At 72.9% G+C, this 18,362-nt stretch carries 19 protein-coding genes; 13 read left to right on the top strand and 6 right to left on the bottom strand.

The features are described 5' to 3' along the window. Positions 1-27 precede the first annotated feature (27 nt). A complete protein-coding gene (locus IAG44_RS35065; RefSeq protein ID WP_187751089.1) occupies positions 28-468 on the bottom strand; it encodes a hypothetical protein in 441 nt (146 codons plus the stop codon). 438 nt (positions 469-906) lie between these two features. On the opposite strand from IAG44_RS35065, the gene IAG44_RS35070 reads away from it, so the two are divergent. From IAG44_RS35070 to IAG44_RS35085, 4 genes are all read left to right on the top strand, one after another. Further along, the gene (locus IAG44_RS35070; protein WP_187751090.1) at positions 907-1,080 is read left to right on the top strand and encodes a hypothetical protein; all 174 of its coding nucleotides are present in this window, start codon (positions 907-909) and stop codon (positions 1,078-1,080) included. A gap of 48 nt (positions 1,081-1,128) precedes the next feature. Then, positions 1,129-1,614, top strand: a complete 486-nt coding sequence (locus tag IAG44_RS35075; RefSeq protein WP_187751091.1) for a GNAT family N-acetyltransferase — start codon at positions 1,129-1,131, stop codon at positions 1,612-1,614. 87 nt (positions 1,615-1,701) lie between these two features. Next, complete coding sequence (locus tag IAG44_RS35080; protein ID WP_187752981.1) at positions 1,702-2,280, top strand: TetR/AcrR family transcriptional regulator; 579 nt, start codon at positions 1,702-1,704, stop codon at positions 2,278-2,280. After that, positions 2,277-3,449, top strand: a complete 1,173-nt coding sequence (locus tag IAG44_RS35085; protein ID WP_425508488.1) for a GDSL-type esterase/lipase family protein — start codon at positions 2,277-2,279, stop codon at positions 3,447-3,449. Before IAG44_RS35080 ends, IAG44_RS35085 begins: the two co-directional genes overlap by 4 nt. A gap of 87 nt (positions 3,450-3,536) precedes the next feature. On the opposite strand, the gene IAG44_RS35090 is transcribed toward IAG44_RS35085, so the two are convergent. Beyond that, complete coding sequence (locus IAG44_RS35090) at positions 3,537-4,880, bottom strand: amidase (protein WP_187751093.1); 1,344 nt, start codon at positions 4,878-4,880, stop codon at positions 3,537-3,539. Between the two features lie 58 nt (positions 4,881-4,938). Between IAG44_RS35090 and IAG44_RS35095 the strand changes: the two genes are divergently transcribed. Next, positions 4,939-5,883 (top strand): alpha-L-fucosidase, encoded by a 945-nt coding sequence (locus IAG44_RS35095; protein WP_246562275.1) that lies wholly within the window; start codon positions 4,939-4,941, stop codon positions 5,881-5,883. A gap of 83 nt (positions 5,884-5,966) precedes the next feature. Next, positions 5,967-6,284 carry a protease inhibitor I42 family protein gene (locus IAG44_RS35100; protein WP_187751094.1) on the top strand — a complete coding sequence of 106 codons (318 nt, stop codon included), beginning with the start codon at positions 5,967-5,969 and terminating at the stop codon, positions 6,282-6,284. A gap of 55 nt (positions 6,285-6,339) precedes the next feature. Here the strand turns inward: IAG44_RS35100 and IAG44_RS35105 are convergent, their stop codons facing one another. The 3 genes from IAG44_RS35105 to IAG44_RS35115 form a co-directional block, all read right to left on the bottom strand. Next, positions 6,340-6,825, bottom strand: coding sequence for a hypothetical protein (locus tag IAG44_RS35105; RefSeq protein WP_187751095.1), 486 nt, complete (start codon positions 6,823-6,825; stop codon positions 6,340-6,342). 31 nt (positions 6,826-6,856) lie between these two features. Next, entirely contained in the window at positions 6,857-7,963 is a 1,107-nt protein-coding gene (locus IAG44_RS35110) for a C1 family peptidase (protein ID WP_187751096.1), read from the bottom strand. 420 nt (positions 7,964-8,383) lie between these two features. Next, the gene (locus IAG44_RS35115) at positions 8,384-9,091 is read right to left on the bottom strand and encodes a FadR/GntR family transcriptional regulator (protein ID WP_187751097.1); all 708 of its coding nucleotides are present in this window, start codon (positions 9,089-9,091) and stop codon (positions 8,384-8,386) included. A 153-nt stretch (positions 9,092-9,244) separates the two neighbouring features. Here IAG44_RS35115 and IAG44_RS35120 point away from each other — a divergent pair, with 153 nt between their 5' ends. From IAG44_RS35120 to IAG44_RS35140, 5 genes are read left to right on the top strand one after another with little or no spacing between them, the layout of a single operon-like run. After that, on the top strand, positions 9,245-10,570 hold the full coding sequence (locus IAG44_RS35120; RefSeq protein ID WP_187751098.1) for an L-fuconate dehydratase: 1,326 nt from the start codon (positions 9,245-9,247) through the stop codon (positions 10,568-10,570). Beyond that, positions 10,567-11,322 (top strand): SDR family NAD(P)-dependent oxidoreductase, encoded by a 756-nt coding sequence (locus tag IAG44_RS35125; RefSeq protein WP_187751099.1) that lies wholly within the window; start codon positions 10,567-10,569, stop codon positions 11,320-11,322. The genes IAG44_RS35120 and IAG44_RS35125 overlap by 4 nt, the downstream gene beginning before the upstream one ends. Continuing rightward, complete coding sequence (locus IAG44_RS35130; protein ID WP_187751100.1) at positions 11,319-12,263, top strand: aldo/keto reductase; 945 nt, start codon at positions 11,319-11,321, stop codon at positions 12,261-12,263. The genes IAG44_RS35125 and IAG44_RS35130 overlap by 4 nt, the downstream gene beginning before the upstream one ends. Continuing rightward, a complete protein-coding gene (locus tag IAG44_RS35135) occupies positions 12,260-12,574 on the top strand; it encodes an L-rhamnose mutarotase (protein WP_187751101.1) in 315 nt (104 codons plus the stop codon). The genes IAG44_RS35130 and IAG44_RS35135 overlap by 4 nt, the downstream gene beginning before the upstream one ends. Next, on the top strand, positions 12,571-13,392 hold the full coding sequence (locus IAG44_RS35140) for an amidohydrolase family protein (protein ID WP_187751102.1): 822 nt from the start codon (positions 12,571-12,573) through the stop codon (positions 13,390-13,392). The genes IAG44_RS35135 and IAG44_RS35140 overlap by 4 nt, the downstream gene beginning before the upstream one ends. A 22-nt stretch (positions 13,393-13,414) precedes the next feature. On the opposite strand, the gene IAG44_RS35145 is transcribed toward IAG44_RS35140, so the two are convergent. Continuing rightward, positions 13,415-14,821, bottom strand: a complete 1,407-nt coding sequence (locus IAG44_RS35145; protein WP_187751103.1) for a lipase maturation factor family protein — start codon at positions 14,819-14,821, stop codon at positions 13,415-13,417. A 133-nt stretch (positions 14,822-14,954) separates the two neighbouring features. Between IAG44_RS35145 and IAG44_RS35150 the strand changes: the two genes are divergently transcribed. After that, positions 14,955-17,030: a SpoIIE family protein phosphatase gene (locus IAG44_RS35150; RefSeq protein ID WP_187751104.1), complete on the top strand. Its 2,076-nt coding sequence runs from the start codon at positions 14,955-14,957 to the stop codon at positions 17,028-17,030. Positions 17,031-17,485: 455 nt separating this feature from the next. Beyond that, on the top strand, positions 17,486-18,349 hold the full coding sequence (locus IAG44_RS35155) for an Fpg/Nei family DNA glycosylase (RefSeq protein ID WP_187751105.1): 864 nt from the start codon (positions 17,486-17,488) through the stop codon (positions 18,347-18,349). Positions 18,350-18,362 lie beyond the last annotated feature (13 nt).

Raw genomic sequence — 18,362 nt, forward strand, 5'->3', positions numbered from 1 at the left:
GGCGGCGGCGAGTTGCGCCACGCGTCGTCAATCCACCGCCCCCAGCGGCGAGTTGCGCCCGGCGACGATGTGCAGGACCGTCCGCCAGTCCTCCAGCACCCCCGCGTCGAACCCGGCGCCCCGCGCCTCCTCGGCCGCGTGGGCGAGCCGGGCGAGATCGTCGTCGGCGAGGAGGTGCGCGGGCCGGGGATGCCGGCGCAGCAGCGCGGCGACACGGGGGCCGAGGAGGGGGCGGACGGCGTCGGCGGTGCGGTCGGCGCGCCGCGCCGGGTCGGCGGGGCACAGGACGTGGCCGACCGGGTGGACGAGCCCCGCGAGCTGGAGCTCCTTGTCGGCGGGGCGACCGCGGCGCAGCAGGGCGGCCGTCCGCAGGGCGAGGTCGTGCAGATCGGCCGTGGCACCCGGTGCGCGCACACCCCTGCACGCGTACAGCAGGTCCATCAGCTCCTCGACGCTGCGCAGCTCCATCCGTCGGTCCTCCCGCGAGACAGCCGGTGCGCGAGCCAGCAGACCATGGCGACCTTGCGGACGGGCCAACGGCACCTGAACTGAGCGGCCCTACGCCGAACGGATGAACCGCCGGGGGGCGGGAACGCGCCCGGGACGTCAACCGACAAGGGATGACATGGAGGTGACGTGTCATCGTTACGTCAAATTTTCAGCGCTATCGAGCGGACCCCCGCTCATTTGGTTACCCTAGGGCTCGGCGGTCAGCAGTACAGGGATCCCACCCGAGCCCATCGTCCGCCGTGGGGCAGGCCGGTCCATCACGGCCTGCGCGCCCAGGAGTTGTCGGCGCCACCGCGCCCGGACCGCCTTCAAGCTTTTCCCGAGGGTGCTTCAGGCGCCGGCCCGTAGAGTGACCGGCCCGCCCCGAGGGTGACCCGAACACATAAGGAGTGCGCGGTGACACCGGAGAACACGAAACGCGAGCAACGCCCCGAGGAACGCGCGGAGCGCTCGGCCAGGCGGCCCGGAGAACTCGGCAGCCTCGACGTGTGGGCGCACTCCGCCCCCATCCGGCTCGCGGGTTACGAGGACGACCTCGCCGAGCCCCACATCCTGCCCAGCGTGGACTGAGCCCGCCTCATAACCGTCCGACGGCATGGGCGTGCCAGACTCGCGCCCATGCTGATCAGGGAAGCCGACCCCGCCGACTGGCCGTCGATCTGGCCGTTCTGGCACCGCGTCGTGGCCGCCGCCGAGACCTACACCTGGGATCCCGACACCCCCGAGGAAACCGCCCGCGCGCTGTGGATGAGCCCCGCGAAACGGGTGTACGTCGCGCAGGACGACGACGGGGCCGTCGTCGGCAGCGCCTACCTCACCCCCAACTACGGTGGCCGGGCCGGGCACGTCTGCAACGCCGCCTTCATGGTCGACCCCGCGCGCGGGCGCCGGGGCATCGGCCGCGCGCTCGCCTCCCACGTCCTGGCCGAGGCGAAGAGCCAGGGCTACCGGGCGATGGTCTTCAACGCCGTCGTCGAGACCAACCCCGCCGTCCACCTGTGGACCTCCCTCGGGTTCAGCATCCTCGCGACCATCCCGGACGCCTTCGACCACCCCCGGCACGGGCTCGTCGGCCTGCACGTCATGCACAAGGAGCTTGCCTAAAGGGTTTAGGCAGCCGCATAATCCCCTGAGGTGATTCTGGGCGACCCGGACGGTCTGGGCGGTCCGGGCTCCGGGAAGGGGACGACGATGGCGCGCGCGGGGCTGACCCCTGAACGCCTGGTCCTCGCGGGCGCGGAACTCGCCGACGAGGCCGGCTTCGAGAACGTCACCCTCTCCGCGCTCGCCCGCCGCTTCGACGTCCGCGTCGCGAGCCTGTACGCCCACGTCAGGAACTCGCAGGACCTCAAGACCGGTATCGCGCTGCTCGCCCTGGAGGAACTGGCCGACCGCGCCGCCGACGCCCTCGCCGGACGGTCCGGCAAGGACGCCCTCACCGCGTTCGCCGACGTCTACCGCGACTACGCCCGCACCCACCCCGGCCGCTACACCGCCGCCCGCCACCGCCTCGACCCCGAGACGGCCGCCGCGAGCGCGGGCGTGCGGCACTCCCGCATGACCCGCGCGATCCTGCGCGGCTACGACCTCACCGAACCCGACCAGACCCACGCCGTCCGCCTCATCGGCAGCGTCTTCCACGGCTACGTCAGCTTGGAGGCGGCCGGCGGCTTCGCGCACAGCGAGCCCGACTCACAGGCCAGTTGGGAGCGGATCCTCGACGGCCTCGACGCGCTGCTGCGCAACTGGCCCACCAGCGAAGAAGGTTGACCGTGCCGCTGCACCGAATCCCCGTCACCGCCGACCTGATACGCGGCGCCCTCGACCTCGAAACCACCCCGGACGGCGGACTCGTCCCGCACCGGCTCCCGCCGCGCGCCCGCGCCCGGAACACCGACCCCCAGCTCGCCGCCGTCGAGGTCCAGCCCTCCGGCGTCCGCCTCGCCTTCCGCACCCGCGCCACCGAGGTCGAGCTGGAGGTCCGCCCCACCACCCGCGTCTACGCCGCCGCGCCGCCCCGGCCGCCGGCCCTGTACGACCTCCTCGTCGACGGCACGCTCACGGCCCAGTCCGCCGCGACCGGCGGCGACACGCTCACCGTCGACATGACGACGGGCGCGACGGAACTGACCCCCGGCCCGCCCGGCACCGTCCGCTTCACGGGCCTGCCCGCCCGCCTCAAGGACGTCGAGATCTGGCTGCCCTACGCGCAGAAGACCGAGCTGCGCGCCCTCCGCACGGACGCCCCCGTCGAACCCGCCGCCGCGTCAGGGCGCAAACGCTGGCTCCACCACGGCAGTTCCATCAGCCACGGCACCGACGCCGCCAGCCCCACCGCCGTCTGGCCCGCCGTCGCCGCCTCCCTCGGCGGCGTCGACCTCCTCAACCTCGGGTTCGGCGGCAGCGCCATGCTCGACCCCTTCACCGCCCGCGCCATCCGCGACACCCCCGCCGACCTCATCACCCTCAAGGTCGGCATCAACATCGTCAACGCGGACGCCATGCGCATGCGCGCCTTCGGGCCCGCCGTCCACGGCTTCCTCGACACGATCCGCGACGGCCACCCCGACACCCCGATCCTCCTCATCTCCCCCATCCACTGCCCCATCCACGAAACCACCCCGGGCCCCGGAGCCCTCGACCTCCCGGCATTCGCCGCAGGCACCCTCCGCTTCCTCGCCACCGGCGACCCGGGCGAGGCAGCCAAGGGCCGCCTGACCCTGGTGACGATCAGGGAGGCCCTGGAACGAATCGTGACCCAACGCGCGGCCGAGGGCGACAAGTTGGCCTACCTGAACGGCCTCGACCTCTACGGCCCCGACGACAAGGACCTCCCCCTCCCGGACGACCTCCACCCGGACACAGCGACACACCGACGGATGGGGGAGAGGTTCGCGGAGAGGGTGTGGGGGCGGGACGGGTCGCTGGAGGGTTTTTAGGGGCGCGGGGCTGTGTCTGATACACGGCTCTGCCGCAGGGGCGCGAACAACCACGACGTACCCGCACCCGCCACACAACAGCCCCCCTCACTCCATAGGCGCGGTCCGAGGCCACGGCCTCAACTCTTCAAGCTGCTCGGCCACCCGAAGCAACCGCGCCTCACTCCCCGGCACCCCGACGAGCTGAACCCCGGTCGGCACCCCGGAGGGATGCGTGCCGAAGGGGACCGACATCGCGGGCCACCCCACGAGATTCCAAGCCGGCGTGAGGGGCGAGTAGTTGGTGTTGGCGAGGAGATTCCGCGCCCACCCCCGCTCGTGCCAGGCGGCAGCCTTGGGCGCTCGCCGAGCCAGCGAGGGCGTCATCAGCACATCGCACTCGGCGAAGAACGCCTCGAACCGTCCCCGCAACTTTTCCCGCCCTCGCCCTTGACGGACGACTCCGAGGAACCGCCGCCCCACAGCCGCGTGCACCCGCGTGCGCCGCGCGAGCAGCCCGGGTTCGAGCGGCCGCGCGTCGACCGCGGTGCCGGCGGTCCAGTACGCGAGCGAGGTCACCGAGAGAGACAGGGGATACGGCGGATCGGCCCGCCGCACCCGGTGCCCCGCCCCGCTCAGCACCCGAGCGGCCTCCCGGGCGGCGACGACATACGGCTCACTGACGGACACCCCGGCCAACGGACTCCGCACGGACACCGCGACCCGGAGGAACCCGGCGGACGAGGGCCGCTCGACCGGAACCCCGGCCAGCACGGACAGCACCAGCCGCGCGTCCTCGACGGTCGTCGCGAGGGGCCCGTTCTCGGAGAGCCCGAACCAGTCCCCGTCCCCGATCCCGGCCGGCACGACCCCCTGACCGGGCTTGACGGTGACGAGCCCGCAGTTCGCGGCGGGAATCCGCAGCGACCCCATCCCGTCGTTGCCGAGGGCGACCGGCACCATCCCGGCGGCGACGGCCGCGGCGCTCCCCCCGGACGACCCCCCGGCCGTCCGGGAGAGGTCCCAGGGGTTGCGGGAGACCCCGTGCACCCCCTCGGTCGTCCCGAACACACACAGCTCGGGCACGTTCGTGAGCCCCACGACGACCGCCCCGGCGGCCCGCAGCCGGGCCACGGTCGCATGGTCCTCGGCGGACGGCGCGTCGGACGTCGCCGCGGACCCGACCCGCATCGACTCCCCCCGCACCGCGAGATTGTCCTTGACCGCCAACGGCACCCCGGCGAGCGGCAGTTCGGCGAGATCGTCCCGCGCCGCCAGCTCGTGCGCCTCCGCGAGCGCCGCGTCCCTGCGCACGACCCGGAACGCCCCGACCCGCCCGTCCAGCCGCTCGATCCGTGCCAGGTGCTCGGCGACCACCTCCCGGGGAGTGGCCCGCTTCTCGCGTACGGCGGCGGCGATCTCTGCGGCGGTACGGCCGACCCAGCTGGTCACGGAGGCTCCTCGGGGTGTGCGGTGGGGGAGAACTCTGCCTCATCATTCGACACCTCCGATGACCTGGGGGCCTTGTACGCGGGCTTGTCGTCGGATCCTGGGCGCCGCGACAGCGACCCTCCTCCTCTTCGCGACGCTCTGCGCGACGCCGGACACGGCACCGTCCCGGTCGTCACGGACCCCGCGCGGACCGGCGACGTCGTCGTTCGTCGGCATCGACCCGGCCCGCACCGCGTCTGCGCCTGCCGTATCCACATCTCGCCGCCCTGGCTGGAGAACCTGGTCCGCGAGGCGCATCACGTGTCACACACCACCTCGCCGACCTGTCCCGCATCCCCGTCGCCCCCACCGACACCGAGGCCGACCTCGTCCGCAAAGCCTCCCCAGTCCGCTCCACCGCACGGCAGATCGCCTGGCAGAACCTGGAGCGGACGGCGGGTTCAAGCTCGCGATCCTGACCGTCAAGCACCACGACGGCCTCGTGCTCCACCCGACCCGGTACACCAAACGTCCTGCGGTCCTTCGCCGACTCCATGCGGCGGTACGGCATCAGGTCGGCGTCCACCTCTCGCCGGCCGACGAGAACCAGTACCTCCACGGCGTCTACGCCAACGGCAGCACCCGCGCCCGGCGCACGATCCCGCCCCGCACGGCCGGCGACGACCGCACACCGGGACGTTTCCGGACGCTCGACGCCACCGGCTACGGCGCCCACATGCTCAACACCCTGTACGAAGTGCTCACCGAGTACGGCCCCGTCGACGAGGTCTGGTTCGACGGCGCGCAGGGGCACGCCCGCGAGAACGAGTGGAACGTGATACCCGTCAAGGAGAACCAGTACGGCCGCACCGACTGGGCCCTCTCCTGCGACACCGAGGTCGACCGGATCCGGCTCGCCGAGGTCATCCGCGAGGGGCGGCAGGTCGAGGCGTTCGTCGTCGAGGCGCTGCGGGCGGGCACGCGGACGCAGGCCGCGCGGGCCCAGACCATGTCGGCGGGCTGAACCCGGCCCCGGGGCGCCCTGGCCGGGTGGTCCGGTGGTATATCACGCAGTACACCGGAAGCAGGTACGGCCGAGGAGGTCCCGTGGGTGAGGTGCGTGTCTCGTCGCAGGAGTCACGGGTGAGCGTGCGGGCCGGTGACGACGTCGTCGTCGAACTCCCCGAGAACGCCACGACCGGCTTCCGCTGGGAGGTGACCGGCCTCGACGGCCTCGAACTGACCGGCGACGACTACACCCCGGACCCGGCCCCGCCCATGATGGTCGGGACCGGGGGAACCCGCCTCCTGCGGCTGCGCGCCGAGAAGGCGGGTGAGGGCCGGCTGGAACTTGTCTACCGCCAGCCGTGGGGAGCGGAGAACGAGACGGCGGGGGAGTACGCGTTGCGGGTCACTGTTGTGTGACGCGTGATGTACCACCCGCCCCACGCCCCCGCCCCAAGCCCCGCCCCCGTTGCCGCTACCAGAGATAGATCTCGTGCACCATCCCGTCCGCCTCCTCGCGGAAGGAGATCGGCCGGCTGGTCTGGCGGGCCTGGGAGGCGAGGGTGGTGAGGGCGGTGAAGGACCAGTCGGTGGCGTTGTAGATCTTCTTCCAGCCGCCGCCCTTGACGCGGAAGAAGGCGTTGCGGGTCTGGTTGATGGACCAGAGCCCGTCCACCGTCACGTTCTGCGTCCAGGTCCCGGTGATGGCCGCGAACGCGCGCAGCTCGCCGTGGAGTTCGGGCGTGAGGGTGGGCCGTGCCTCGCCGGCCGCGTTGAGTTCGAACCGCTGGACCATGGCGTCCCCGGCGGGCTTGCCGGCGCCGCCGAGCGCGCCGCCCGCCAGGCCGGCGTTCACACCGGGCGGGAGGAGGGCGGGCCGGCCGGCCTCGTCCTGGGCGGTGGAGGAGCGGACCTCCTGGATGGTGGGCGCGGACTGCGCGTCCTGCTGCTGCGGGCTCATCGTCGTCCCTCCGTTTCCTGTCGCGCCCGGCTCACCAGGCGTAGATCTGCTGGACGGTGCCGTTGTCCTCGTAGAGGCCGACCTTCGCGCCGTTCGCCTTGGACGCGGCGAGTTCCGCGAGCATCGAGGCGTCGGTCGCGCCGACCGAGCCGTTGAGGCTGAGCCAGCCGCGCAGTTCGCCGTAGGCCCAGGCGTTGGCGTCGGCCTCGTTGCTCCACAGCGCGAGGATGCGCTGGTCGGGGAGCCAGTTGCGGATGACGGCGCCGAGGTAGCCGACGTTGTGCCAGCTCTCGATGGCGCACTCGCCGTACCCGATGCGGAAGAAGCCCTGCTCGCCCCAGCCGGGGCCCCAGCTGTTCTTGGCGATCCAGCACTGCTGGGCGTCGTCGTAGCCGACCAGGGTCACGCAGTGACCGCCCGCGAGGTCGCCGGCCCGGTGCCGGTAGACGCCGCCCGCGTAGGAGAAGAAGTCCTGGTAGACGTAGAAGCAGGCGACGACCGAACCGTAGGTCGAGATCAGCTCCTTCATCGTCGCCGGGTTGTTGGCCTGCTGCCAGGAGCGGGCCTTGACGAGCCGGTTGGGCCAGTCCGCGTTGAGCTTGCCGCAGTCCTGGTCGCCGGCCGTGTACGGGAAGTACTCCTCGATGGTGATGCCGGAGTCGCGCACCTTGTCGGCGAGGGGTTCCGGCAGCCAGCCGGAGCCGCAGGTGGCGCCCGCCGCACGCCCGTAGCAGTAGTACGCCTGCGCCTCGGAGAGGTCGAAGCCGAGGTTCGGGGTGCGGTTGGTGTACCGCGCGACGTGCTCCAGCGTGGCGACGGACCCGAAGGCGACGCAGGAGCCGCACGACCCCTGGTTCTTCACGGGCGTCGTGTAGTTGACGCCGCCGATGTTGCGCAGGTCGAAGGCGCTGGGGGCGCCGATCGACTCGGCGGTCGCGGCGAGGGCGGCGGCCCGCTCGCTCTGCCGGGCGGCCTCGTGCTCGGCGACCTCGTGCTCCTGCACGGGAACGCCGAGCCGCAGCACGCGCTGGGCCTCGGTGAGGGAGGTCATGCTGGTGGCGGCCATCCGCCACGGGTTGCCCGCGTCGTCGAGCACCGACCTGAGGTGGTCGAGGTCGAGCGGGTCGTTGACAGGCATGGTGGAGCCTCCTTGCTGCTGCTGAGGAACGCGGACCGGGCAGCACGAAGCGGCGTACGAGGCCGCCTCGGTGACGGTTCGTCAGGATGTCGTGCCGGGAGGAGAGGCGGGCACGTGCGCCTCGACAGGTCTAGGACGCGCGGGTCGATTCCGCGTCAGTGTCCGTGTGTTCTCGCGATGGCTTGCACAGCCGAACCCCCGATTGCGCCGACAACCCCCGAAGTCCGTACGGCGCCCCTCCGGGCCGCCGACGGCTGTCGCTTCGAAGCTAAGCAGAGAACGCGGGGGGCGGGAATACGCCGGAATGCGGAGCCGGGAACGGGGTACCCGGACCGCCGCGTTGCGGAACGCCGACTCCCGCTCCCGGCAACCGCTTTCGGAAACCGCCCTCCCAAATCCCCGTCCCACGCGGTCGTTTCCTCAGGCCCCCACCTGCGCCCGCAGCCACTCCTCGACCTCACCCACGTGCGCGGCGGCGGCCGCCCGTGCCGCCTCCGGGTCCCGTGCCCGCAACGCCCGGTGGATCGCGGCGTGTTCGCGCCGGGTGCGGGCGAAGGCGCCCTCCTCGGCGTACCCGCGCCAGACGCGCGCGCGGAACGTGCGGGAGGAAAGGCCCTCCAGGATCGCGGCCATCGTCTCGTTGCCGGCGGCGACGGCGATCGTCCGGTGGAAGGCGAGGTCGTGGGCGAGGATCACCTCGGGGTCGTCGGTGGCGTTCATCGCCGCCAAGTGCTCCTCGACCTCGGCGAGTTGGACGTCCGTGATGCGCGCCGCCGCCAGCGCGGTCGCCGTCGACTCCAGGACCCGCCGCACCTCGAGCAGCTCCACGAGCCGCGCCCCCCGCGAGAGGTCGGCGACGACGCCGAACGTCTCCAGCAGGTCCCCGGCGTCGAGCGCGGTGACGTAGGTCCCGGACCCGTGCCGCGCCTCCAGGACCCCGAGGACGGTCAGTGCCCGGATCGCCTCCCGCATCGAGCTGCGGGACATCCCGAGCTGCGCGGCGAGGTCCCGCTCGGTCGGCAGCCGCTGCCCCGGCTCCAGCAGCCCCTCCGCGATCATCGCCTTGATCCGCTCGATGGCGCGCTGCGTCACCGTGCCCCGCTGCGGGGCGGTCCCCGTGTCGTCCACCGTCTGTTCCTCACTGAAGCCGTGCGGGGAGTCTAGCGAGCGAAGTGGTCGGACCACTCCTACGGAAATTCTCCGAAAAACCCCTCCAGAGGGTGGTCAGGAGGGAAATTGGTCTGATAAATATGCGGGGTCGAGACAACCGAAAGGGGTTCCGTGAGCCCACGCATCACCGCCGTCGACACCCACGACATCCGCTTCCCCACCTCACGGGAGCTGGACGGCTCCGACGCGATGAACCCGGACCCGGACTACTCCGCCGCGTACGTCGTCCTGCGCACGGACGCCGGGGACGGGCACGAGGGCCACGGCTTCACGTTCACCATCGGCCGGGGCAACGAGGTCCAGGTCGCCGCGATCGAGGCGCTGCGCGCACACGTCGTCGGCCGGGACGTGGACGAGGTCTGCGCGGACCCGGGATCGGTGAGCCGCGCCCTGATCGGCGACAGCCAACTGCGCTGGCTGGGACCGGAGAAGGGCGTGATGCACATGGCGATCGGCGCGGTCGTCAACGCCGTCTGGGACCTCGCCGCCAAGCGCGCCGGAAAACCCCTGTGGCGGCTGCTCTCCGACGCCGACCCCGAGTGGCTGGTCGCACAGGTCGACTTCCGCTACCTCACCGACGCCCTCACCCCCGCCGAAGCCCTCGACCTGCTGCACCGGGGCAAGGAGGGCGCGGCCGGCCGCCGCGACCACCTCCTGGCGCGCGGCTACCCCGCCTACACGACGTCCGCCGGCTGGCTCGGGTACGACGACGAGAAGCTGGCCCGCCTCGCCGCCGAGGCGGTCGCGGACGGGTTCACGCAGATCAAGCTGAAGGTCGGCGCCGACCTCGACGACGACGTCCGCCGCTGCCGGGTCGCCCGCGAGGTCGTCGGCCCCGGCATCCGCATCGCCGTCGACGCCAACCAGCGCTGGGACGTCGAGGAGGCGATCCGCTGGACCAACGCGCTCGCCCCCTTCGCCCCGTACTGGATCGAGGAGCCGACCAGCCCGGACGACGTCCTCGGCCACGCGGCCGTACGGCGTGGCGTCGCCCCCGTGAAGGTCGCGACCGGCGAACACGTCCAGAACCGGATCGTCTTCAAACAGCTCCTCCAGGCGGGCGCCCTGGACGTCCTCCAACTGGACGCGGCCCGCGTCGGCGGCGTCAACGAGAACCTGGCGATCCTGCTGCTGGCCGCGAAGTTCGGCGTCCCGGTCTGCCCGCACGCGGGCGGGGTCGGCCTGTGCGAACTCGTCCAGCACCTCTCGATGTTCGACTATGTGGCCCTGTCCGGGACGACTGAGGACAGAGTCATCGAGTATGTGGATCATTTGCACACCCACTTCCTTGATCCGGTGGTCATCAGGGAAGGTCACTACATGGCACCCGGCACGCCCGGTTTCTCCGCCGCCATGCGGCCGGAGTCCCTGGCGCGCTACCGCTACCCGGACGGTGCCTTCTGGCTCGCGGACCTGAAGGAGAACAAGGCGGCATGAACGACTTCGAGGGGCTTTCGGCGCTGGTCACGGGCGGCGCCTCCGGCATCGGCCGGGCCACGGCCGACCTGCTGGCGGAGCGCGGCGCACGCGTCGCGGTCCTCGACCTCGACCCGTCCGGCGTCGACAAACCCCTGTTCGCCCACCGCGCCGACGTCAGCGACGACGCCTCCGTGCGCGCCGCCGTCGAGGCCGCCGTCGCCGACCTCGGCGGCCTGGACATCCTGATCAACAACGCGGGGATCGGCGCGCAGGGCACCGTCGAGGACAACGACGACACCGAGTGGCACCGCGTCTGGGACGTCAACGTCGTCGGCATGGTCCGCACCGCGCGCGCGGCCCTGCCCCACCTGCGCGCCTCGTCGCACGCGGCGATCGTCAACACCTGCTCCGTCGCCGCGACCGCCGGACTGCCCCAACGGGCCCTCTACAGCGCCACGAAGGGCGCGGTCCTCTCCCTCACCCTCGCCATGGCCGCCGACCACCTCCGCGAGGGCGTCCGCGTCAACTGCGTCAACCCCGGTACGGCGGACACCCCTTGGATCGGCCGGCTGCTGGACGCCGCACCCGACCCGGCCGCCGAACGCGCCGCCCTGGAGGCCCGCCAGCCCACCGGACGCCTGGTCAGCGCCGCCGAAGTCGCCGCCGCCATCGCCTACTTGGCGAGCCCCCTCGCGGGCGCGACGACCGGCACCTCCCTCGCGGTCGACGGCGGCATGCAGGGGCTGCGCCTGCGACCGGTGGGCCAGTGAACCGCCTGGGCCGCACCGACGTCCGGGTCACGCCCCTCGGCTTCGGCGCGGCGGGCATCGGCAACCTCTTCGCCCCAGTAACCGACGAACAGGCGGGCGAGGCGATAACCGCCGCCTGGGACAAGGGGATCCGCTACTTCGACACCGCCCCCCACTACGGCCTCGGCCTGTCCGAACGCCGCCTCGGCGCCGCCCTGCGCGAGCGCCCCCGCGCCGAGTTCACCGTCTCCACCAAGGTCGGCCGCCTCCTCGAACCCGCCGACGGCACCGGCGACGACCTCGCCGAGGGAGGCTTCGCCGTCCCCGCCACCCACCGCCGCGTCTGGGACTTCAGCGCCGACGGCGTCCGCAGATCCCTCGAGGCCAGCCTGGACCGCCTCGGCCTCGACCACGTCGACATCGTCTACCTCCACGACCCCGACGACCACGCCGGACAAGCCTTCGACGAGGGCTACCCGGCACTGGAACGCCTCCGCTCCGAAGGCGTAGTCGGCGCGATCGGCGCCGGCATGAACCAGACGGCGATGCTCACCCGCTTCGTGCGCGACACGGACGTCGACGTCGTGCTGTGCGCCGGCCGCTACACCCTCCTCGACCGCGGCGCCCTCGACGACCTCCTCCCGGCGGCCGAGGAGCGCGGCGTGTCCGTCGTCATCGGCGGCGCCTTCAACTCCGGCCTCCTCGCCGACCCGAAGCCCGGCGCCACCTACAACTACACCGCCGCGCCACCGGAGTTGGTGCGACGGGCCCAGTACCTGAAGTCCCTCGCCGAGCGGCACGGCAGCACCCTGCGGGCCGCCGCCCTCGCGTTCTGCGCGGCGCACCCGGCCGTCGCGAGCGTCCTGGTGGGCGCCCGCTCCGCCGACCAAGTCCTCGACGGGGCCGAGCAGTTCGCGACCCCGGTGCCGGACGCCTTCTGGAAGGAGGCCGGGCTGTCGTGAGGATCGCCCTGCACACCAAGGTCCGCGCCGACCGCGTCGAGGAGTACGACGCCGCCCACCGGGAGGTGCCCGTCGAACTGACGGACGCGATCCGTGCCGCCGGGGCCACCTCCTGGACCATCTGGCGAAGTGGCACCGATCTCTTCCACGTCCTGGAATGCGAGGACTACGGCCGCCTCCTCGCCGAGCTGGAGAAACTGCCGGTCAACGTGGCCTGGCAGGCGCGGATGGCCGAACTCCTCGACGTCGTCCACGACTACTCCGCGGGAGGGGCGGACGCCGGGCTGCCGGTCGTCTGGGAGCTGCCGTGACCGTCGACGCCCACCACCACGTCTGGGACCTCACGGTCCGCGACCAGGACTGGATCCCCCAACAGAGCCCGCTCAGACGGGACTTCACCCTCACCGACCTGGCTCTGGAGGTCGCCGCGCACGGTGTCGGCCGCACGGTCCTCGTCCAGACCGTCCCCGTCGCCGACGAGACCCCCGAACTCCTCGCCCTCGCCGACGCGTCCGCCCTCGTCGCGGGCGTCGTCGGCTGGACCGACCTCACCCACCCCGGCATCGCCGAGGAACTGGCCCGGCTGCGTGAACTCCCGGGCGGCGCCCACCTGAAGGGCATCCGCCACCAGGTCCAGGGCGAGACCGACCCGGGATGGCTGCGACGGCCCGACGTACGCCGGGGACTGAAGGCGGTCGCGGACGCCGGGCTCGTCTACGACCTGCTCGTCCTCCCGCACCAACTCCCCTCCTGCACAAGGGCGGCCGCCGAACACGACGACCTGGTCCTCGTCCTCGACCACCTCGGCAAACCGGCCATCGCCTCCGGCGCCCACGACACCTGGGCCGACGACCTGCGCGCCCTCGCCCACCACCCCAACACCATCGCCAAGCTCTCCGGGCTGGTCACCGAGGCGGGCCCGGACTGGACGACCGCCCGCCTGCGGCCGTACGTGGACGTGGCCCTGGAGGCGTTCGGACCCGACCGGCTGATGTTCGGCTCCGACTGGCCGGTGTGCACGGAGGTGGCGAGCTACGGGCAAGTCGTCGAGACCGCCGGGGAGTTGATCGCGGCGGAGGACAGGGAACAGGTCTTCGGGGCGACGGCCACGCGCGTGTACGGCCTCTGAACTCGCCCGCACCCCCCGCCCCTCACCGCCCCCGATCCAGCCGGGTCGGCGGCAGGAACTCCCGCACGTACGTCCGCCGCCAGCACTCCCCGCTCTCCCTCAACTCCCCCCAGTCCGTGTACCGGTAGCGGAACAACCGGGCCCGGACGAAACGCGGCGGCTCATCGAACGGCACCCGGCGCAGCAACCGCAACGTCACCGGATCACCCTCCAACAGCCGCTCCACGAACGCCGAGAACCACGCCCCCGCGTACGACGGAGACAGCCCCGCGAACCACATCATCCAGTCCAGCCGCAGATGGTAGGGCGCGAACTGGCGCGGCCAGCGCCCCAGTTCACCCGGCTTCCCCTTGAACTCGTACTCCCGCCACCGCCCCGACTCCTCGGGCGTCTCGTCGAGCGTCCCCTCGACCACCACCTCGTACCGCACCCGCCCGACGCTCCCGAACGCGCCGTAGGAGTTGACCAGGTGCAGCGGGTCGAACGAGCGGTTCATGACCTGGCGCCGCGAGAGCATGTTGCGCACCGGACGGTGGCTCAGGAGCAGCAGCAGGGCGGCGACGGCCAGCACCACGACCTCGTACCAGAGCGGCGTGGGCGGCGACTCCCGCCCACCGGACGGCCACTCGACCACCGACAGCGCGAGTGCGATCGTCAGCCAGTTCAGCCAGGCGAAGTTCCCCGACGCCACCAGCCACAGCTGGGTCAGGATCATCAGCGAGGCCGCCGCCGTCGCCACCGGCTGCGGGGCGAACAGGAGGAACGGCACGACGAGTTGGGTGACGTGGTTGGCCGCCGCCTCCAACCGGTGCACCGGGCGCGGCAGACGGTGGAAGAACCAGCTCAACGGGCCCGGCATCGGCTGGGTCTCGTGGTGGAAGTCCAGGCACGTCAGCTTCCGCCAGCACGCGTCGCCCCGCAGCTTGATCAGCCCCGCCCCGAACTCGACCCGCAGCAGCAGCCAGCGCAGCAGGAACAGCACCACGACGGGCGGGCCGACGTCGTCGTTGCCGAGGAACACCGCGAGGAACCCGGTCTCCAGGAGCAGCGACTCCCAGCCGAACCCGTACCAGGTCTGCCCGACGTTCACGATCGACAGGTACAGCACCCACGGCACCAGCCACAGCGCCATCGCCGCCCACAGCGGCACCAGCGCGTCCACCCCGGCCAGCAGGGCGGCCGACACCGCGCAGCCCGCCCAGGCGCACGCCCCGAAGTACCGGTCCGAGTAGTGGAGTTGGAACAGGCTCGGCGCCTTGCGGAACGGGACGCGCGCGGTGAACCGGGGGATCGGCAGCAGCCCCCGCTCACCCAGCAGCGCCCGGAACTGGAGGGCCGCCGTGAGGAACGCGACCAGGTACACGGCGGCCAGCGCGCGCTGGAAGAGGAGACGCCCCAGCCAGGCGGCGTCGGAGGTGAACCAGTCCATGGCGGTGACTCTCGGTGAGCTGTTTCCCCGCTTGCGTCAGCATTATGGGGTGAAAGTGCCCATCCCGGATCTCCCCTCCGGGTGACCCCCTGCTCCGGTCGTGAAACCCCACGAACCCTGTCACAGTGGGCACATGCCGGACGACTGGCCCGCCCATCCGGACCCGATCCTGGCGCTCAACCGCATGGGCAGCTTCGACTGGGACCTGGACGCCGGGCAGTTCCACATGGACGCGCGGGCCCACGAGATCTTCGACCTGCGCCCTGAGGAATACGACGGGAGACCGGAGACACTGGGCATCCGGGTGCCGAGGGCGGAGGGCGAACGGCTGGACACGCTGGTCGCCCAGGCGATCAAGGACGGCAGTGAGAACTACGGCTGCTACTTCCGGCTCCGGCTGCGCGACGGCACCCTGCGCTGGACCCACACCCAGGGCTACATCCGCCGCGACAAGACCGGCCGCCCCCGCCGGATCATCGGCATCGTCCGGGACGCCACCCAGGAACTCGACGACCTCGCCCGCCGCCACGAGGAGACCACCCGGGACGACGCGCGCCGCGAGCAGACGAACGTCGTCCAGCTCACCACGGCCGCCCTCGCACACGCGCGGACCGTGCAGGACGTCATCGACGTCCTCAAGGACACCCAGGGCCTCACCCACCTCGGCGCCACCAGCCTCGTCATGGGCCTCGTCGAGGCGGGCCGCATCCGGCTGGTCGCCGAGGGGCCCGAGGGCAGCTTCGTGCCCGGCACGCTCGTCACCCGGATCGACGAGCCGTACCCGATGAGCGAGGTCGTCCGCACGCTCACCCCCCGCTTCATCGAGTCGCCGGAGGAGTTCGCGGCCGGCTACCCCGTGCTGTGGCCGCACCTCGCCGGCCTGCGGATCACCTCCGCCGCCTACCTCCCGCTGATCGTGCAGGCCCGCCCGATCGGCGCGATGGGCCTCCTCTACGGCGACCGGCGCGGCTTCACCCCCGAGGAGCGCAACATCCTCGTCGCGCTCGGCTCGAGCATCGCGCAGAGCCTCCAGCGGGCCATGTTCTACGAGCAGGAGAAGGACATCGCGCAGGGCCTCCAGCAGGCCATGCTGCCGCGCACGATCCCCAGCGTCCCCGGCGCCGAGATCGCCGTCCGCTACCGGGCCGCGACCATCGGCGGGCTGCTCGGCCGGGACATCGGCGGCGACTGGTACGACCTGATCCCGCTGCCCGCCGGCCGGGTCGGCGCGGTCATCGGCGACGTCCAGGGCCACGACACGCACGCGGCGGCCGTCATGGGCCAGCTCCGCATCGTCCTCAAGGCGTACGCGTCCGAGGGACACCCGCCGGGCACGGTCATGGCGCGCGCCTCGCTGTTCCTGCACGCCCTCGACACCGACCGCTTCGCGACCTGCCTGTACGCCGAGGCGGACCTCGCGACCGGCGTCGTCCAGGTGGTGCGCGCCGGACACATCGACCCCCTGCTGCGCGCCGCCGACGGCACCTGCCGCCGCCTCACCGTCCCCGGCGGGCTGCCGCTCGGCCTCTCGGCGGAGTTCGGCGGCCTCGCCTACCCCGTCAGCACCCTGGAACTCGACCCCGGCGACCTGCTCGTGCTGTGCACCGACGGCCTCGTCGAGCAGCCGGGCGCCGACCTCGACGACGGCATGCGCCTCCTGACGGCCCTGGTCGCCGACGGCCCGGACGACGTACGCGGCCTCGCCGACCGGCTGATCGAGGTCGCCGAGGAACGCGGCGGGGACGACGACGTCGCGCTGCTCCTGCTGCGCCGCCGCTGCCTCGACGCCCCGCGCGCGGGCGGCCGTCTCCAGCAGCACGTCACCCCGGGCGACCCCGACGCGCTCGTCCAGGCCCGGCACATGATCCGCGCCGCCGTCCGCGCCTGGGGCGCCCGCGCCCGCGCCGACGACGTCGAACTGGCCGCCGACGAACTGATCACCAACGCCCTCATGCACACCGAGGGCGCGGCCGTCGTCACCCTCCGCGTCGTCCTCGCCGACCCCTCCCGCCGGCTCCGCGTCGAGGTCGAGGACACCTCCAGCGCCCTCCCACGCCCCCGCGACCCCGCCACCGCCGGCGTCTCCGGCCGCGGCCTCCTCCTCGTCGACCTCCTCGCCGACGCATGGGGCGTGGAGGCACGGGGCGGCGGCAAATGCGTGTGGTGCGAGTTCGCGCTGCCGGAGGCGGGAGAGCGCGGGGCAGGGTGAGCGCGGCCGGGACGGCGGCAGCGAGGGCCCCGGCCGTTCACCGCGCGCTCCGTCCCCGCAACGACGACGGCCCGCCCCCCGGTCACGGCCCGCCGCCGCACGCTCGCGACGAGTCCGGAGACCCCTCGCCCCGCGGGTTCCCCGGCTGACACGGCCCGAGCGGCCGCCCGCCGCCGCAGCCAAGAGCCGCGCCCGCGCCGCCCCCGCGCCCGCGCCGCCCCCGCGCCCGCGGCGCGCCCGCCCCCCGGTCACGGCCCGCCGCCGCGCGCGCGACGAGTCCGGAGACCCCTCGCCCCGCGGGTTCCCTGGCCGCCGCGGCCCGAGCGGCCGCCCGCCGCCGCAGCCAAGAGCCGCGCCCGCGCCGCCCCCGCGCCCGCGCCCGCGCCGCGCCCGCGCCGTCCCCGCGGCCGGAGCCCCGCCGGGCCGTTCCCCGCTCCCGGTGGCACCCTGGGAGCATGCCCGAGCTACCCGAGGTCGAGGCCCTGAAGGACTTCCTCGTCGAGCATCTGGTCGGTCGTGAGGTCGTCCGGGTGCTGCCTGTCGCGATCAGTGTGCTGAAGACGTACGACCCGCCGGTGACGGAGGTCGAGGGGCGGGAGGTCGTCGGGGTGCGGCGGTACGGGAAGTTTCTCGGGGTCGGGACCGGTGGGGGGCCGTATCTCGTCACGCATCTCGCCCGGGCGGGGTGGCTGCACTGGCGGGATCGGCTGCCCGACGGGATGCCCCGGCCGGGGAAGGGGCCGCTGGCGTTGCGGGTCGCGTTGGAGACGGGGGCGGGGTTCGACCTGACCGAGGCGGGGACGCAGAAGAAGCTCGCGGTGTATGTCGTGCGGGATCCGCGGGAGGTGCCGGGAGTCGCGCGGCTGGGCCCCGATCCGCTGGCGGAGGGGTTCGACGAGGCGCGGCTGGCCGGGCTGCTCGCGGGGGAGCGGCGGCAGCTCAAGGGGGCGCTGCGGGACCAGAGCCTGATCGCGGGCGTCGGCAACGCCTACAGCGACGAGATCCTGCACGCGGCCCGCATGTCCCCGTTCAAGCTGGCGTCCTCGCTCACGCCGCAGGAGACACACGCGCTGTACGAGGCGCTGCGCACCACACTGAGCGACGCCGTGGAGCGCTCCCGAGGCGTGGCCGCCGGACGGCTCAAGGCCGAGAAGAGGAGCGGGCTGCGCGTGCACGGCAGGGCCGGCGAACCGTGCCCGGTCTGCGGGGACACGATCCGCGAGGTCTCCTTCAGCGACTCCTCGCTCCAGTACTGCCCCACCTGCCAGACGGGCGGCAGACCACTGGCCGACCGCAGGCTGTCGCGCCTGCTCAAGTGACGTGCCGCCGCCG

Origin of the sequence: Streptomyces roseirectus, assembly GCF_014489635.1 — a bacterium.
Lineage (GTDB): Bacteria > Actinomycetota > Actinomycetes > Streptomycetales > Streptomycetaceae > Streptomyces > Streptomyces roseirectus.

What these genes read in the sequence shown, in the direction of transcription:
- IAG44_RS35065 (WP_187751089.1), bottom strand. Translation starts at nt 468, where the DNA reads ATGGAGCTGCGCAGCGTCGAGGAGCTGATGGACCTGCTGTACGCGTGC.
- IAG44_RS35075 (WP_187751091.1), top strand. Translation starts at nt 1,129, where the DNA reads ATGCTGATCAGGGAAGCCGACCCCGCCGACTGGCCGTCGATCTGGCCG.
- IAG44_RS35080 (WP_187752981.1), top strand. Translation starts at nt 1,702, where the DNA reads ATGGCGCGCGCGGGGCTGACCCCTGAACGCCTGGTCCTCGCGGGCGCG.
- IAG44_RS35095 (WP_246562275.1), top strand. Translation starts at nt 4,939, where the DNA reads ATGACCTGGGGGCCTTGTACGCGGGCTTGTCGTCGGATCCTGGGCGCC.
- IAG44_RS35105 (WP_187751095.1), bottom strand. Translation starts at nt 6,825, where the DNA reads ATGAGCCCGCAGCAGCAGGACGCGCAGTCCGCGCCCACCATCCAGGAG.
- IAG44_RS35110 (WP_187751096.1), bottom strand. Translation starts at nt 7,963, where the DNA reads ATGCCTGTCAACGACCCGCTCGACCTCGACCACCTCAGGTCGGTGCTC.
- IAG44_RS35125 (WP_187751099.1), top strand. Translation starts at nt 10,567, where the DNA reads ATGAACGACTTCGAGGGGCTTTCGGCGCTGGTCACGGGCGGCGCCTCC.
- IAG44_RS35145 (WP_187751103.1), bottom strand. Translation starts at nt 14,821, where the DNA reads ATGGACTGGTTCACCTCCGACGCCGCCTGGCTGGGGCGTCTCCTCTTC.
- IAG44_RS35150 (WP_187751104.1), top strand. Translation starts at nt 14,955, where the DNA reads ATGCCGGACGACTGGCCCGCCCATCCGGACCCGATCCTGGCGCTCAAC.
- IAG44_RS35155 (WP_187751105.1), top strand. Translation starts at nt 17,486, where the DNA reads ATGCCCGAGCTACCCGAGGTCGAGGCCCTGAAGGACTTCCTCGTCGAG.